Here is a 14,311-nt window from a genome sequence, read left to right on the forward strand (position 1 = left end):
GCGAGTGCCAACCTCGTTTTTAGCACTCGCCCAGTGCGAGTGCAAGGCTGCCGCCGGCGCCCACTCGTCTGCGTGGTCGAGCGCGCCGCCCCTGGCTACGTTGATGACATGCCACTCGCGTCCAGGGCGTTCCGATTCGGCGTCAACATGCTCACCGTCGACACCACCTCCTCATGGCGAACTCGCGCCCGTTCCGTCGAGGACCTCGGGTACGACGTCCTCCTCGTCCCCGATCACCTCGGCATCCCGAGCCCATGGCCTGCGCTGGCCGTCGCGGCCACGGCGACCCAGCGGCTCCGCGTAGGCCCCTTCGTCCTCAACGCGGCGTTCACCAACCCGGCACTGCTCGCCCGGGACGTGGCCACGGTCGACCAACTCTCCGACGGCCGGGTGGAGCTCGGGCTGGGCACCGGCTACGCCCGGGCGGAGTTCGACGCAGCCGGGATCGAATTCCGGCCGGCAGGACGACGCGTCGACCATCTGGCGGCCACCCTCGCGCAGGTGACCGAACTGCTCGCCGACCAGGATCACCGGCCGCGCCCGGTGCAGCCGCGGGTCCCGCTCCTGCTCGGCGGCAACGGCAACCGGGTGTTGCGAATGGCCGCCGAACACGCGGACATCGTCGGCTTCACGGCTGCCCGAACAGGACCCGACGGCGATCTGCAACCCCTGTCGGCGCCCGACTTCGACGAACGGGTCGCCTTCGCCCGCGCCGCAGCAGGCTCCCGCGCCGCCGAGGTGGAGTGGAATCTGCTGCTGCAGATCGTCGCGGTGACCGACGACGCGACGGCGGTGGCCGAGGAGCTGATCACCCGACACGAGCTGTCGATGAGCGTCCAGGAATTCATCGAGCTGCCGTCGGTGCTGATCGGGTCCGCCTCCGACATCGCCACGCGCATCGTCGACCTCCGCGAGCGCACCGGGATCAGCTACCTCACCGTGCTCGAACCGGCTCTCGAGGCATTCGCCCCGGTGATCTCGCAACTGCGTGCCGCCGACTCATGAGCGCCGGCCCCGCATCATTCAGCCCGCCGAACATCGTCGAACCCACCTGACGACGAGTCGCCGATCCGGATAGGGTCGTCGGGTGGAATTCCTGCTGATCATCATCGTGGCGCTGCTGGCGATCATCGCGGTGGTCGTCATCTTCAATTTCCTGGGCAACCGCAAGGCCCGGCAGGCCGAGCAGGACGCCCTGCGTGAGCGGACCTACCGGCCCGGCGACCCGTTTTCGTCGGCCGACGACGACTCCGTCTACGGCGATCCCCGCGACCTCAAACCGGGCGACCTCGTCGAATTGCGCGGCCAGACCTACGCGGTCCGCGGCACCCTGCGCCTGACCCAGGACGGCTACACCTGGACCGAGAACTTCCTGGACACCGGGGTCGGGTCGAAGGCCTGGATCTCGGTCGAGGACGATCCCGACCTGGAGGTGGTGCTGTGGCACGAGGTGCCCGGCGCCACCGTGGCACCCGGCGCCGACACCGTGGAACTCGACGGTCGTCGGTACCAGTCGGAGGAAGCGGGTTCCGCACGCTTCACCTCCGCGGGCACCACCGGGGTCGCGACGTCGGGCCGGATGGCCTACCACGACTACCAGGCCGGCGCCGACCGCCTGTCGTTCGAGGACTACGGCAGTGGCTGGGAGTGCGCCCGCGGCGAACTGCTGGCCCGTGCGGACTACCGCATCTACCCCAGCAACCCGGCTCCGGAGACGCCGTGACGGCCTTGCCCGCCGTCCACCCGACCCAGACGTCCCGAGCACGGAGATCGCAGCACGCATGACAGAGAACCCCGGACACCCCGGCGACCCCGCAGCACAACTCGCCGTCGCCTACGCCGACACCAGCGCGGCCCAGCTCGGTTTCTCGCTGAGCGCACCGTTGCAGGAGCCGCTGGCCCGAGAGGACCGCGACATCGACGGCATCACCGTGTCGGTGCGCCTGCTCGGCGCGAGCCATCAGGTGCTCGTCGAGGACGGGGTGCAACGGATCTGTGAGACCGTCGCCTGTCTGCCGGAAGTGACCTCGGCGCTCCCGGAGAGCTTCCAGGAGAGCGGCTACTACTTCAGTTCCCGCGTGGAACAGGTCAACCCCGATCAGCTCGCCGCCCTCGTCGAGCAACTGGCCGCTCGCGTCACCGAGCAGTCGGCGACCGGCCATCCGTGCGTGATGGGCCGCTTCCCGGGCGAGCCGCACGCCGTCACCGCGATCGTCTCGGAATCCACCGCCGACGCCATCAGCTGGCACACCTGGCACACCTATCCGAAGGCCGCCGAGGTCGTCATCACCTCCAGCAGGATCGACCGCGGCCCGGTGGCCCGCCCATGACCGGACAGCCCCCGCCCGGCGGGCCGCCCGACCCGCGCCGCCGCCTCAACAAGACCCGCAACATCATCATCGGCGTGATCGTGGTGCTCACCGTGTTCGCACTGATCGGTGCGTGCACCGCGCGAGTCGCGCGCGGGGGCGGCATCGGCGGGTCTGCGCGCGACCACATCACACAGAACTATGAGCGCGACACCGCACTCGACGAGGGCGATGTCGACGCCTATGTCGCCAACGGAACCCCCGCCGAGGTCGCGAACGAGATCCGCGACGCCGAACGTCCCAGCGACCAGCGGAGCGGCGCCTCGGGCGCGGGCAACATCGCCGGCACCCAATTCCTGCAGTATCCCGACTATCTCGTCGGTCTGTTCCCGCTGGCCGCCGGAACCACCCGGGTGATGCTCAGCCGCGACTACCGGTCGGGTTATCACCACTACCACCCCTACGTCGGCGCCTTCTGGGTACCGACCCCCCGCTATGCGGGCAGCGGCAGCGGAAACCGCGGCGGCGGAAGCGGCGGTGGCGGCAAATGATCGTTGACCGTCCGGAACCTCCCATCGAACTCGTCCGATCAACCAACGGAGAAGACCATGCTCGCTGATATCGCTGAGAACGCCTACGCTGCAGGCGCTTACGCCGGTGTCGGCGTGATCCTGATGATCGTCTCGTTCGCCGTCCTCGACCTGCTCACGCCGGGCAAGCTCCGTTCGCAGCTGTGGACCGATCGCAACCGCAACGCGGGAATCCTGGTGGGCTCCAACATGCTCGCCGTGGCCGTCATCGTCACCGCGGCGATCGTCGCGAGTGAGGGCCGGCTCCTGGAGGGCCTCGCCTACACCGCGGTGTACTCGGCGATCGGCCTCGTGGTGATGGCGGTGACCTTTCTCGTCATCGACCTGCTGACCCCTGGGAACCTCGGCGAACTCCTGGTCCACCCGGAGAGCCACCCGGCGGTCTGGGTGCAGGGCATCGCACACATCGGGGTGTCGATCATCGTCGCCGCCTCCATCCTGTGACCGTGTCACCGCACTACCCCGCACGACCGTGACCGGCCGCGACCCTGCACCGGACGACCCCGGCCCGGTGGCGACCGACACGGCTCCGGACGCGTTGGCGATGCGGCCGAGGTTCGCCCGCGCCGGGCTGCTCGCCGTCGTCTTCGTCTGCGCCGCGTGCGGTCTGGTGTACGAGTTGGCACTGGTCTCGCTCGGGTCGTTCCTGATCGGGAACACCGCGACCCAGGCGTCGATCGTCCTCGCGGTGATGGTCTTCGCGATGGGCATCGGGTCGCTCGCCGCCAAACCGCTCCAGCCACAATCGGTCACAGCTTTCGCGGTCATCGAACTCCTGCTCGCACTCATCGGCGGACTGTCGGTGATGGTGCTCTACGCCGCCTTCGCATACCTCGAGCTGTACACGCCCGCACTCGTCCTCGTGGCCTTCGTACTCGGCATCCTGATCGGCGCCGAGATCCCGCTGCTGATGGTCCTGCTGCAACGGATCCGACGCCAGGAGGCCGGCTCGGCGGTGGCCGACATGTTCGCCGTCGACTACATCGGCGCCCTCATCGGCGGCCTGTGCTTCCCGTTCCTGTTGCTGCCGTTCTTCGGCCAGTTGCGGGGCGCGCTGGCGGTCGGACTCGTCAACGCCGCGGCCGGTTGTTTCCTCGTCTTCGTGATCTTCCGGAAGTCGATGTCGCGCACCCAGATGCTCGTCCTGTCCGCGTCGGCGATCGGGGTCGTCGCCGTCCTGGTCGCCGGCCTGATGCTCTCCGGCCGCTTCGAGATCACCGCCCGCCAAGCGCTGTATCGAGACCCGATCGTGGCCGCCGAGCGCAGCGCGTATCAGGACATCGTCATCACCGAGAACCGCTTCGGCGCAGCGGCCGACACCCGCCTGTATCTCAATGGCGACCTGCAATTCTCCTCCGTCGACGAGCACCGCTACCACGAGACGCTGGTGCATCCGGCGATGTCCGGGCCGCACGACTCCGTCCTGATCCTCGGTGGCGGTGACGGACTCGCGCTCCGCGAGGTGCTCACCTACCCCGACGCCCGCGACATCACCCTCGTCGAACTCGACCCGGAGATGATCCGACTGGCCCGGACCGACGAGCGTCTCACCACCCTGAACCGGGGGTCGATGACCGACCCCCGAGCCGCGGTGGTCACCGCCGACGCCTTCTCCTGGCTGCGTGGCACCGACCGCCGGTTCGACGTGATCATCGTCGACATGCCCGACCCCGACGACTCGGCCACCGCGAAGCTGTACTCCACCGAGTTCTACGCTATGGTCCGCGCTCATCTCGCAGAGTCGGGCCGCACCGTCGTCCAGGCCGGCTCCCCCTACTTCGCGCCGAAGTCGTTCTGGTGCGTCGCGTCGACCATGCGCGCGGCCGGACTGGACCCGACCCCGTACCACGTCGACGTACCGGCATTCGGGGACTGGGGATTCCACCTGGCCGGCGTCGCGGGCAGGATCACCCCGTCGGTGCGGGCCCCGGGCCCGCTCCGGTTCCTCAGCCCCGAGCAGTTGGCCGCCGCAACGGTTTTCCCACTCGACCGGCAGCAGCTGGACCTGCCTCCGTCGACTCTCATGGACCCCCGGATCCTGCGGTACGCGCAAGGCGAGTGGGCGACCTACTGACGCCGAGGCGTCCGCGAACGCACATGCTCGACATGAGCGGCTCCCGATGAATCGCATTCGGTTGACGATGTCAACTGTAGGGTGAGGCGATGACCACCAGGGCCGAGAGCGCGGCGCACACCAGGCAGGCGCTGCTGGTGGCGGCGTCGGCCCTCCTCGATCACGGCGGACCGGAAGCGGTGACCCTGCGCGAAGTCGGCAGTGGCGCCGGGGTTTCCCGGTCCGCCGCGTACCGGCACTTCGTGGGGAAGGACGAACTGCTGGCGGCGGTCGCCGCCGACGCATGGGCGGTCGTCGCCGATGGACTCGACGCCATCTCGTCCGACGCCGAACGGTCCCCCGGGGACGCCGTGCGGTCGGCGCTACACGCGCTGTCCGACCTCGGACTGGGCCGGCCACATCTCTACCGGCTCATGTTCGCGACCCCGGCGGGCGCGCCGGCGATCCCCGCGGCCGCACGTGCACAGGACGGTCTCGTGTCCCTCGTGGGCCGCATCGTCGGCGCCGACGCGGCACGACACCATGCGGCGCTGCTCTTCGCGGCGGCCCACGGCCTCACCGACCTGGACACCCACGGCCACCTGCCACCCGACAAGTGGCACGCCGACAGGCACACCCTCATCGATCTCGCCGTCTCCTCGCTGCCCCACGGAGACAACGGCAACGGCGCCGCCGGCCGTACCGGGAACGCCGATGTCTAGCGGGGTGACGATCGCGCTCGTCCTGCTCGGCGTGCTCGCCTGCGTCGGCGCGGTGGTGCTGATCCGCACCCGACGCGTCGTGCGGACCCCCGCCGAGCGGGCGGTCCACCTGGCCCTGCACACCGCCTCCCTCGCCGCGCGCTCACTGCGTACCGGACTGTCGGCGGAGTCCGCGCGTGAGGCATTGCCCCACCTGCACACACTGACCGCCGCCGAGGCGGTCGCGCTCTACGACGGTGAACCGAGCCGCCTCGCCCATCTGCCCGACGGCGACGACATCTGGGACGACGAGATGCTCGGTCATGCCGACCGCGCGGCGGCCTCCGCGCTCGGCGACCTCCGACGCGTACTGCTCACCGACCCCAGTGGCGCCGAGTCGCCGGTACGTGCTCTCGTGGCCCAGCCCCTCCTCGCCGACGACGTCGGGGTCGGGGTCCTGGTGGTGGCCACCACGCGACGGCCCGGCCCCGGAATGCTCGGCGCCATCGCCGAAGTCGCGCGGTACGCGTCGAGCCAGATCGAACTCGCCGACCTCGACGCATCACGCGCACGGCTCAACCGCGCCGAGGTCCTCGCCCTGCGCGCGCAGATCAGTCCGCACTTCATCTACAACGCGCTCAACACCATCGCCTCGTTCGTGCGGACCGACCCCGACCGGGCGCGCGAACTCGTCCTCGACTTCGCCGACTTCACCCGTTACTCCTTCCGCGCGGCCGGTGAATACACGGTCCTCGCCGACGAGTTGCGCAACATCGACCGCTACCTGACGCTCGAACGAGCCCGCTTCGGCAACGCGCTCGACGTCAAACTGCATGTCGCACCCGAGGTCTTGAACGTCGTCGTACCGTTCCTCGCGCTGCAGCCGCTCGTCGAGAACGCCGTCCGGCACGGCCTGGCATCGAAGGGCGGGGGCACGATCACGATCGTCGCGGCCGACGAGGGCACCGACTGCGTCATCACCGTCGAAGACGACGGCGTCGGCATGGAACCGGAGCTACTGCGCAGCGGCGCGCTGGACGCCCTCGATCACAGCGAGGGTGCGCACGTCGGACTCACCAATGTCGACCACCGTCTGCGCGCCGCCTTCGGCAACGACTACGGGCTCGTCGTCGAGACGGCGGTCGGCGCCGGCACCAAGGTGGGCATGCGCGTTCCGAAGTTCCGGGCGGGCATCCGGGCGTGAACACAGGGTTTCGGCAGGTACCCGGCGGCGCGGGCGGTAAACTGCGGTCTGTCGTCGAGGCGGGAGGTGTTCCATGACCGCACTGGTGGTACTCGCGGTCGACGACGAACCACCCGCTCTCGACGAGCTCGGCTACCTGTTGAACCGGCAGGACGACGTCGCCGAGGTCCACTCGGCCTCCGACGCCACCGGCGCCCTCCGCGAACTCAACGAACACCGCATCGACGCGATCTTCCTCGACATCAACATGCCCGGCCTCTCGGGACTCGAACTCGCCGGCGTACTCGCTAAGTACGCCTCACCGCCGGCGATCGTCTTTGTCACCGCCCACGACGACCGGGCCGTCGACGCGTTCGAGGTCGGCGCAGTCGACTACCTGCTCAAACCCCTTCGCGAGCAACGTCTCACGCAGGCGGTCGAGCGGGTCCGCGCCAGCCTCGACAGTCGGGGACGCGCACCCGAACCCGAGCAGCCGACCGCTCGCCCCGAACGCCGGAGCGGCTCGGACGACGTCATCCCGGTGGAGATGAGCGGCGTGACCTCACTGGTCCGGCGCGACTCGATCTCCTGGGTCGAGGCCGTCGGCGACTACGCCCGCCTGCACGCGGAATCCGGCGCGCACCTCGTGCGCATCCCGTTGTCCACCCTCGAATCACGCTGGCAGGAGACCGGTTTCGCGCGGGTTCACCGGTCCTATCTCGTCGCGCTGCCGATGGTCACCGGATTGCGCACCGTCGGCGGCGGCACGGTGGTGTGCGTGCGGGCGAACGGCGCGTCCGACGCCGTGGAACTACCCGTGAGCCGGCGTCAGGTCCGCGAACTGAAGGATCGTCTCATCCGGGACCCACTGCGCCAGTACCGTTCCCCCACCGGCCGCGACGATGGCTGAGCACCCACCCCAGCGGGAACGCGTCGTGCTCGCCGCGCGCCGCGGGGCACGGATGGTGCGCACCCGCGTCGAGGTCCAGGAGCAGACCGAGGTCGGCGACGCGCTCGTCCGGGGTCTCATGCGCGCCCAGCTCGGCCTGGGCCTGCGGCTCGGCGGCGCCCTGCTCGCCGTCGCCATGACGATGCCCGTTGCCGCCTGGCTGTTTCCGGGCATCGCCGACGCCGAGGTCCTGGGAGTCCGAGTCATCTGGCTGACGCTGGGAGCCCTCGCCTTCCCGCTCCTGTATCTGACCGGACGGCTCTACGTCCATCTCGCCGAACAGGCCGAGCGCGACTTCATGGGGCTCGTCGATGACGATCTGTCCGACACACCCGAACCGGGTCCGCCGTGACGACCGAGGTCCACGTCCTCACCGCCGTCGGCCTGTTCGCCGCCGCCATCGCCACCATCGTGGTCGGCGCCTGGGGCGGCCGGTTCTCGCGGACCACCTCCGACTTCCTGGTGGCGTCCCGGTCGGTCGGCTCACGCTGGAACGCCGCTGCGGTGTCGGGCGAGTACTTGTCGGCGGCATCGTTTCTCGGGGTGGCCGGCCTCATCGCGAAGTACGGCGCCGACGCGCTCTGGTATCCGGTCGGTTTCACCGCGGGCTACCTCGGCCTCCTGCTGTTCGTCGCCGCGCCCCTGCGTCGTTCCGGGGCCTACACCGTGCCCGACTTCGCCGAGTTCCGCCTCGCCTCCTCGGCCGCACGGAAGACCGCGATGCTCGTCGTGGTCGTCGTCTGCGTGCTCTACCTCATCCCGCAGTTCCAGGGTGCGGGACTCACCCTCAACATCCTGCTCGGCGCCCCCGTGTGGGCCGGGGTGGTCGGCGTCGGCCTGATCGTCATCGTCAACGTCGTCGGCGGCGGCATGCGGTCGATCACCTTCGTGCAGGCCTTCCAGTACTGGCTCAAACTGACCGCGATCGCGGTCCCCGCGCTCGTCCTGATCGGCGTCTTCGCCCAGGACCCCACCCCCGTCGGGGAACCCGCACCGCCTCGCATCACCACCGCGACCACCGTCGACGTGACCACCGACGTGTCGGTCACCGTCGCCGAGACCACCGGCGTCCGGGTCACCGGGACGCTGGACGGGGTCGTCGTCGACGAGGCGCCGGTGGCCACCACCGGACCGCACGTGATCTCCGCGGGCTCCACCATCTTCCTCGACGCCGGTGCGGCCACCCCCGTCGTCGCGGGCGCGCCGACGCAGAACGCGGACTGGATCGCGCCGGGCGGCGGCTTCGGCGGCAATCATCCCCTCTACCAGGTGCTGTCGCTGATCATCGCGACATTCCTCGGCGTGATGGGTCTGCCGCACGTGCTCGTGCGCTTCTACACCAACCCCGACGGTCGATCGGCCCGGCGGACAGCGCTGGCCGTCATCGCGTTGCTGTCGCTGTTCTATCTGTTCCCGATCCTGTTGGGGGTGTTCGCGCGGCTCTATGTCCCCGAGCTGTTGATCACCGGGACCGCCGATGCCGCGGTCCTGCTGTTGCCGAGTGCGGCGGTCGGCGGGATCGCCGGCCAGATCCTGGCCGCTCTCGTCGCGGCAGGAGCGATCGCGGCGTTCCTCGCCACGTCGTCGGGGCTCCTGGTGTCGGTCGCCGGCGCGCTCGCCACCGATCTGTTGCGCGGCCGCGTCCGCGATTTCCGGGTCGCCGCGGTCATCGGCGGACTGATCCCGATCGGCCTGTCGCTGGCGGCCGCCTCCCTGGAACTGTCCCGGACCGTCGGATTGGTGTTCGCGGTCGCCGCGTCGACATTGTGCCCACTGCTGGTCCTGGGGATCTGGTGGCGCGGGCTGACGGCCGTCGGCGCCATCGCCGGACTCGTCGTCGGCGGCGCGGCATCGGGGTCGGCGACGATGCTCGCGATCGCCGGGGTCGTCGACGACGACGTGTTGGGCGGGTGGCTCGCGGTCGTGATCGGCTACCCGGCCGCGGTCACGGTGCCGCTCGCATTCGGCACGATGGTGCTGGTCAGCCGGATGACCCGACGTCAGGTACCCGCCGACCTCGCGCGGACCTTCGCGCGGATGCACGTGCCCGAACGCGTCGGGATGGGGCTGGACCGCACACCCGGACGGGTGGCCGATGACCGATCGGACAGGTGACCGCTCGCCGTTCGTCGGACCTCACCGACCGTCCGTCGCACGGTCCGCGGACTTCGGCGTGTGATCCAGACCACCCGATTGCCTGTGATCTGCACCTCATTCAGGCTGACTGTCGTAGAGCCATCACACATGTGGCCACGTCACCCTGGGAGGAAACGTGTCGACCGTCGACCAACCACCACCGGCGCCACACGCGCCGACCGGCGAAGAGTTCATCGAGATGCAGGCCAGTCCGGAGTTCCAGGAACTGCGGCGAACCCTGCGGAAGTTCGTCTTTCCGCTGACCGCCTTCTTCCTGATCTGGTACGCCGTCTACGTGCTGCTCGGCGCGTTCGCGCATGACTTCATGGCGACCCAGGTCTGGGGCAACATCAACCTCGGCCTCATCCTCGGCCTGCTGCAGTTCGTCAGCACCTTCGTCATCACCGGCATGTACGTACGCTTCGCCAATCGCAACCTCGACCCGAAGGCCGAGGCGATCCGCAACGAGATGGAAGGCGGTCCCTCGCTGTGAGCCCCACCGTAGTGAACAGCATCGGGGACACCACCGATGTGACCGTCCTCGCGGCGACCGTCGGCAGTCCGGTCGCCAACATCGCCATCTTCGCCGCGTTCGTCGCGGTCACGATGTTCGTGGTCATCAAGGCCAGCAAGAACAACAACACCGCCGCCGACTTCTTCACCGGCGGCCGCGGGTTCTCCGGACCGCAGAACGGCATCGCGATCGCCGGCGACTACCTGTCGGCAGCCAGCTTCCTCGGCATCGCGGGCGCCATCGCGGTCTACGGCTACGACGGCTTCCTCTACTCCATCGGATTCCTCGTCGCGTGGCTGGTCGCCTTGCTGCTCGTCGCCGAATTGCTGCGCAACACCGGCAAATTCACGATGGCCGACGTCCTGAGCTTCCGGCTCAAGCAACGCCCGGTCCGTCTGGCCGCGGCGATCTCGACCCTCGCGGTGTCGTTGTTCTACCTGCTCGCCCAGATGGCCGGCGCCGGCGGCCTGGTCGCGCTGCTCCTCGACATCGAGGGGCGTCTCGGCCAGTCCATCGTCATCGCCGTCGTCGGTGCGCTGATGATCGTCTACGTGCTCATCGGCGGCATGAAGGGCACCACCTGGGTGCAGATCATCAAGGCCGTCCTGCTCATCGCGGGCGCCGGCATCATGACGTTCATCGTCCTGGCCAAGTTCGGCATGAACCTGTCGTCGATCCTGGGTGCGGCACAGGATGCGGTGACCGACTCGACCAGCGAAAAGGTCGCCGCGCGTGACGTTCTCGCTCCCGGCGCCCAGTACGGCGGTTCGCTGACGAGCCAGATCAACTTCATCTCGCTCGCCATCGCGCTCGTCCTCGGCACCGCGGGCCTGCCGCATGTGCTGATGCGCTTCTACACCGTGCCCACCGCGAAGGAGGCCCGCAAATCGGTGGTCTGGGCCATCGCCCTCATCGGCGCCTTCTACCTGTTCACCCTGGTGCTCGGTTACGGCGCGGCGGCACTGGTCGGACCGGACAAGATCCTCGACGCCGCCGGCGGACAGAACTCGGCCGCACCGCTATTGGCCTTCGAGCTGGGCGGCGTCGTACTGCTGGGCATCATCTCGGCGGTCGCCTTCGCGACCATCCTCGCCGTGGTCGCCGGCCTCGCCATCACGGCGTCGGCGTCGTTCGCCCACGACATCTACGCCTCGGTGATCAAGCGCAACAAGGCAAGTGAGGCCGATCAGGTCCGCGTCTCGCGGTACACCGTCGTCGTCCTCGGCATCGTGAGCATCGTCCTCGGCATCCTCGCCAACGGCCAGAACATCGCCTTCCTGGTGGCGCTGGCCTTCGCGATCGCCGCGGCCGCGAACCTGCCGACGATCGTCTACTCGCTCTACTGGAAGCGCTTCAACACCCGCGGCGCCCTGTGGAGCATGTACGGCGGTCTGATCTCCACGATCGTGCTGATCATCTTCTCCCCCGCCGTCTCCGGGTCGTCGACCGCCATGATCTCCGGCGCCGACTTCGCCTGGTTCCCGTTGGCCAACCCCGGCATCATCTCGATCCCGCTGGCCTTCATCCTCGGTATCGTCGGCACGCTGACGACTCCATCGGACAACGGCACCCCGGAACGCAACGCGGAGATGGAAGTTCGGTCCCTCACCGGCATCGGCGCCGAGAAGGCCGTGCAGCACTAGGTCACTCGCGCTCGATCCGCATCGACAGACGCACCACCGATCTTCGGTGGTGCGTCTGTCGTTGGTGTGGGGCCCTTCCCGCGGCGCGGTTTCCGTCACGCTTATCGGATCCAATAAGCGGAACGGAAACGTCACCGCGGGAGCGGATTACGCACCTCAGGCGTCCTGGATCCGCGCGAACGGCCGGGCCGCCTCGAGTTCGAAGGCCAGCTCGAGGAGGGTGCGCTCCTGGCCGAGGTCGGCGGCGAAGTGGATGCCCACGGGCATACCCGACTCCGTCTGTCCGAGTGGAAGACTGATCGCCGGGGTACCCGCGGTGTTGTTGGCGGGGGTGAACGCGATGAACTTGGTCAGCCGGTCCATCGCCTCGTCGAATTCGATTGCCGGATCGAGATATCCGATCTGCGGTGTCGCGTGGACGACGGTCGGGGTGAGGATCACGTCGAAGGTGTCGTGCAGACCCCGGATCGTGGCGGTGGACTTCTTCAGCCCCCGGACCGCGCCGGGCAACCGGTAGAAGTGCCGGAGGGCGCTGCGCGACAATCCCCGCGTGAACGAGTCCACCTGCGACCGGTCGAAGCCCTTGTCGACGACCCGCTTTCCGAACCGATCCAGCGCCAGGGCCAGCAGGGACCAGTAGTCGATGAAGTCCCGGACGTAGTCGCGGTCGACCGGCAACGGGACCATCTCGGTGCGGTGCCCGAGAGACTCGACGAGTTCGGCCGCCTCGGCGACACATCGCTGGGTGTCGCGGTCGAGCAACGAGCCGGTCAGCGGTTCGGTGATCAGCGCGATCTTCAGTCGCTTGGTCCCCGGACCCTCGACGATCCCGACCGGCGGCATCCCGGGCGCGGGTTTGAATCCCTGCGTGTCGGCCAGGAATCGCGCGGTGTCCCGCACCGAGCGACTGACGATCCCGTTGGACACCAGGTCGATCGGCGCGTCCCGCGTCTCCTTCGACGACTCGACCCGCCCGCGACTCGGCTTGAGCCCCACCAGGCCACAGATGGCGGCGGGAATGCGGATCGACCCACCACCGTCGTTCGCGTGCGCGATCGGCAGCGCACCGGAGGCGACCAGCGCTGCCGAACCACCCGACGACCCGCCCGAGGAGTAGTCGGTGTCCCATGGGTTGCGCGTCGGCTCGCGGTCGACGAACTCCGTCGTCGAGGTCAGCCCGAAGGCGGGCATCGTCGACGCGCCGACGACGTTGACGCCGCTGGCCAGGAACTGGTTGGTGAAGGCCTCGTTGGCGTCGGCCGGTCGCGCCGGCACCGCCGCCGACCCATGGCGGGTCGGCAGTCCCGCGAAGTCGGTGTTGTTCTTGATGATCGACGGCACACCGATGAACGATCCCAGCGGGAAGTCGTTGTCGACGGCGCGTTTCCGTGCTCGCTCGCGATCATCGAAGGCGATCGCGTTGAGGTGCGGGTTGACGGCGTCGATACGGGCGATGGCGGCCTCGACAGCTTCCGCTGCGGAGATCTGGCCGGCGGAGATCGCGTCGGCGATGCCGACCGCGTCGTGCTCGCCGAGTGCGTCGTCGGTGAACGCGTGGACGTGTTTCATGCCCGGACCCTACCGTCTCGGCGCAACCCCGATCATCGACAAGACGTCATCCACCAGGTCCGAGGCGTGATCGGCGTCGAGGTCGAGCCCGAACACCGCGTGGTGATACAGCGGCGCGATCACGTGGTCGAGCACCTGCCGCACGGACGGCGTGGGTTCACCGCGGTCCCGTGCCCGCGCGATCATCTGCTCGGCGTGCTCGCGCCGGATCTCCCAGCAGGGGCAGACCTCGACGATGTCCTGGCGGGCCGCGACCATGGCGCGCAGGTAGGCCCGGCGCTTCGGACGCGCGATATCGGCGGCGATGATCTGCGCCCATTCCGCGAGGTCCTCGGCGAGGGTGCCGGTGTCGGGCAGCGGTTCGCCCTGCGTCAACGCCGCCACCGCCACCTCCCCGAGCAGTGCGTCGATGGACCCCCACCGTCGATAGATGCTGGTCGGGTTGACCCCGGCGAGCTCGGCGACCTCCGGGATCGTCATCGTCTCACGGCGTCCGGCACCGACCAGCTGCCCGACGGCCGAATAGACGGCGGACTGCACACGGGCGCTACGGCCACCGGGCCGGCGCGCGGGTGCACCCGAATCGGCCGACGTTGGCTGGGCTGGTGCGCTGGCACTCGTCATGCGACCATTATTGCAAAGCTGATTGCTTTTGGGGCCTCGG

Annotated in this window: 15 protein-coding genes; 13 read left to right on the top strand and 2 right to left on the bottom strand. The window is 69.1% G+C overall.

Going from position 1 to position 14,311, the window contains the following annotated elements:
* Positions 1 to 108: 108 nt before the first annotated feature.
* The 13 genes from CA982_RS02975 to CA982_RS03035 all read left to right on the top strand — a co-directional run bounded on the left by CA982_RS02975 (position 109) and on the right by CA982_RS03035 (position 12,078).
* Entirely contained in the window at positions 109 to 1,005 is an 897-nt protein-coding gene (locus tag CA982_RS02975) for a TIGR03621 family F420-dependent LLM class oxidoreductase (RefSeq protein ID WP_086533849.1), read from the top strand.
* A gap of 82 nt (positions 1,006 to 1,087) precedes the next feature.
* On the top strand, positions 1,088 to 1,723 hold the full coding sequence (locus tag CA982_RS02980; RefSeq protein ID WP_086533850.1) for a DUF4178 domain-containing protein: 636 nt from the start codon (positions 1,088 to 1,090) through the stop codon (positions 1,721 to 1,723).
* Positions 1,724 to 1,781: 58 nt separating this feature from the next.
* A complete protein-coding gene (locus CA982_RS02985; RefSeq protein ID WP_086533851.1) occupies positions 1,782 to 2,330 on the top strand; it encodes a DUF2617 family protein in 549 nt (182 codons plus the stop codon).
* Positions 2,327 to 2,860, top strand: coding sequence for a DUF4247 domain-containing protein (locus CA982_RS02990; protein ID WP_086533852.1), 534 nt, complete (start codon positions 2,327 to 2,329; stop codon positions 2,858 to 2,860). The genes CA982_RS02985 and CA982_RS02990 overlap by 4 nt, the downstream gene beginning before the upstream one ends.
* Positions 2,861 to 2,917: 57 nt before the next feature.
* Positions 2,918 to 3,343 (top strand): DUF350 domain-containing protein, encoded by a 426-nt coding sequence (locus CA982_RS02995; RefSeq protein WP_086533853.1) that lies wholly within the window; start codon positions 2,918 to 2,920, stop codon positions 3,341 to 3,343.
* A gap of 100 nt (positions 3,344 to 3,443) precedes the next feature.
* Positions 3,444 to 4,973, top strand: coding sequence for a polyamine aminopropyltransferase (locus CA982_RS03000; RefSeq protein WP_086533906.1), 1,530 nt, complete (start codon positions 3,444 to 3,446; stop codon positions 4,971 to 4,973).
* Positions 4,974 to 5,062: 89 nt separating this feature from the next.
* Complete coding sequence (locus CA982_RS03005; protein ID WP_086533854.1) at positions 5,063 to 5,674, top strand: TetR/AcrR family transcriptional regulator; 612 nt, start codon at positions 5,063 to 5,065, stop codon at positions 5,672 to 5,674.
* A complete protein-coding gene (locus CA982_RS03010) occupies positions 5,667 to 6,857 on the top strand; it encodes a sensor histidine kinase (RefSeq protein WP_086533855.1) in 1,191 nt (396 codons plus the stop codon). Before CA982_RS03005 ends, CA982_RS03010 begins: the two co-directional genes overlap by 8 nt.
* Before the next feature lie 73 nt (positions 6,858 to 6,930).
* Positions 6,931 to 7,746, top strand: a complete 816-nt coding sequence (locus CA982_RS03015; RefSeq protein WP_086533856.1) for a LytR/AlgR family response regulator transcription factor — start codon at positions 6,931 to 6,933, stop codon at positions 7,744 to 7,746.
* On the top strand, positions 7,739 to 8,137 hold the full coding sequence (locus tag CA982_RS03020; RefSeq protein ID WP_086533857.1) for a hypothetical protein: 399 nt from the start codon (positions 7,739 to 7,741) through the stop codon (positions 8,135 to 8,137). The genes CA982_RS03015 and CA982_RS03020 overlap by 8 nt, the downstream gene beginning before the upstream one ends.
* A complete protein-coding gene (locus CA982_RS03025; protein WP_086533858.1) occupies positions 8,134 to 9,900 on the top strand; it encodes a sodium/solute symporter in 1,767 nt (588 codons plus the stop codon). The genes CA982_RS03020 and CA982_RS03025 overlap by 4 nt, the downstream gene beginning before the upstream one ends.
* A 157-nt stretch (positions 9,901 to 10,057) precedes the next feature.
* On the top strand, positions 10,058 to 10,414 hold the full coding sequence (locus CA982_RS03030; RefSeq protein ID WP_086533859.1) for a DUF485 domain-containing protein: 357 nt from the start codon (positions 10,058 to 10,060) through the stop codon (positions 10,412 to 10,414).
* Positions 10,415 to 10,452: 38 nt separating this feature from the next.
* Positions 10,453 to 12,078, top strand: a complete 1,626-nt coding sequence (locus CA982_RS03035) for a solute symporter family protein (RefSeq protein WP_086533907.1) — start codon at positions 10,453 to 10,455, stop codon at positions 12,076 to 12,078.
* Between the two features lie 156 nt (positions 12,079 to 12,234).
* Here CA982_RS03035 and CA982_RS03040 read toward each other — a convergent pair whose 3' ends face one another.
* Together CA982_RS03040 and CA982_RS03045 are read right to left on the bottom strand one after the other, a co-directional pair.
* Positions 12,235 to 13,647 (bottom strand): amidase, encoded by a 1,413-nt coding sequence (locus CA982_RS03040; protein ID WP_086533860.1) that lies wholly within the window; start codon positions 13,645 to 13,647, stop codon positions 12,235 to 12,237.
* 9 nt (positions 13,648 to 13,656) lie between these two features.
* The gene (locus tag CA982_RS03045; RefSeq protein ID WP_086533861.1) at positions 13,657 to 14,271 is read right to left on the bottom strand and encodes a TetR/AcrR family transcriptional regulator; all 615 of its coding nucleotides are present in this window, start codon (positions 14,269 to 14,271) and stop codon (positions 13,657 to 13,659) included.
* Positions 14,272 to 14,311: the final 40 nt, after the last annotated feature.

The sequence above is a fragment of the Gordonia lacunae genome, from assembly GCF_002149015.1.
GTDB classification, from domain to species: domain Bacteria; phylum Actinomycetota; class Actinomycetes; order Mycobacteriales; family Mycobacteriaceae; genus Gordonia; species Gordonia lacunae.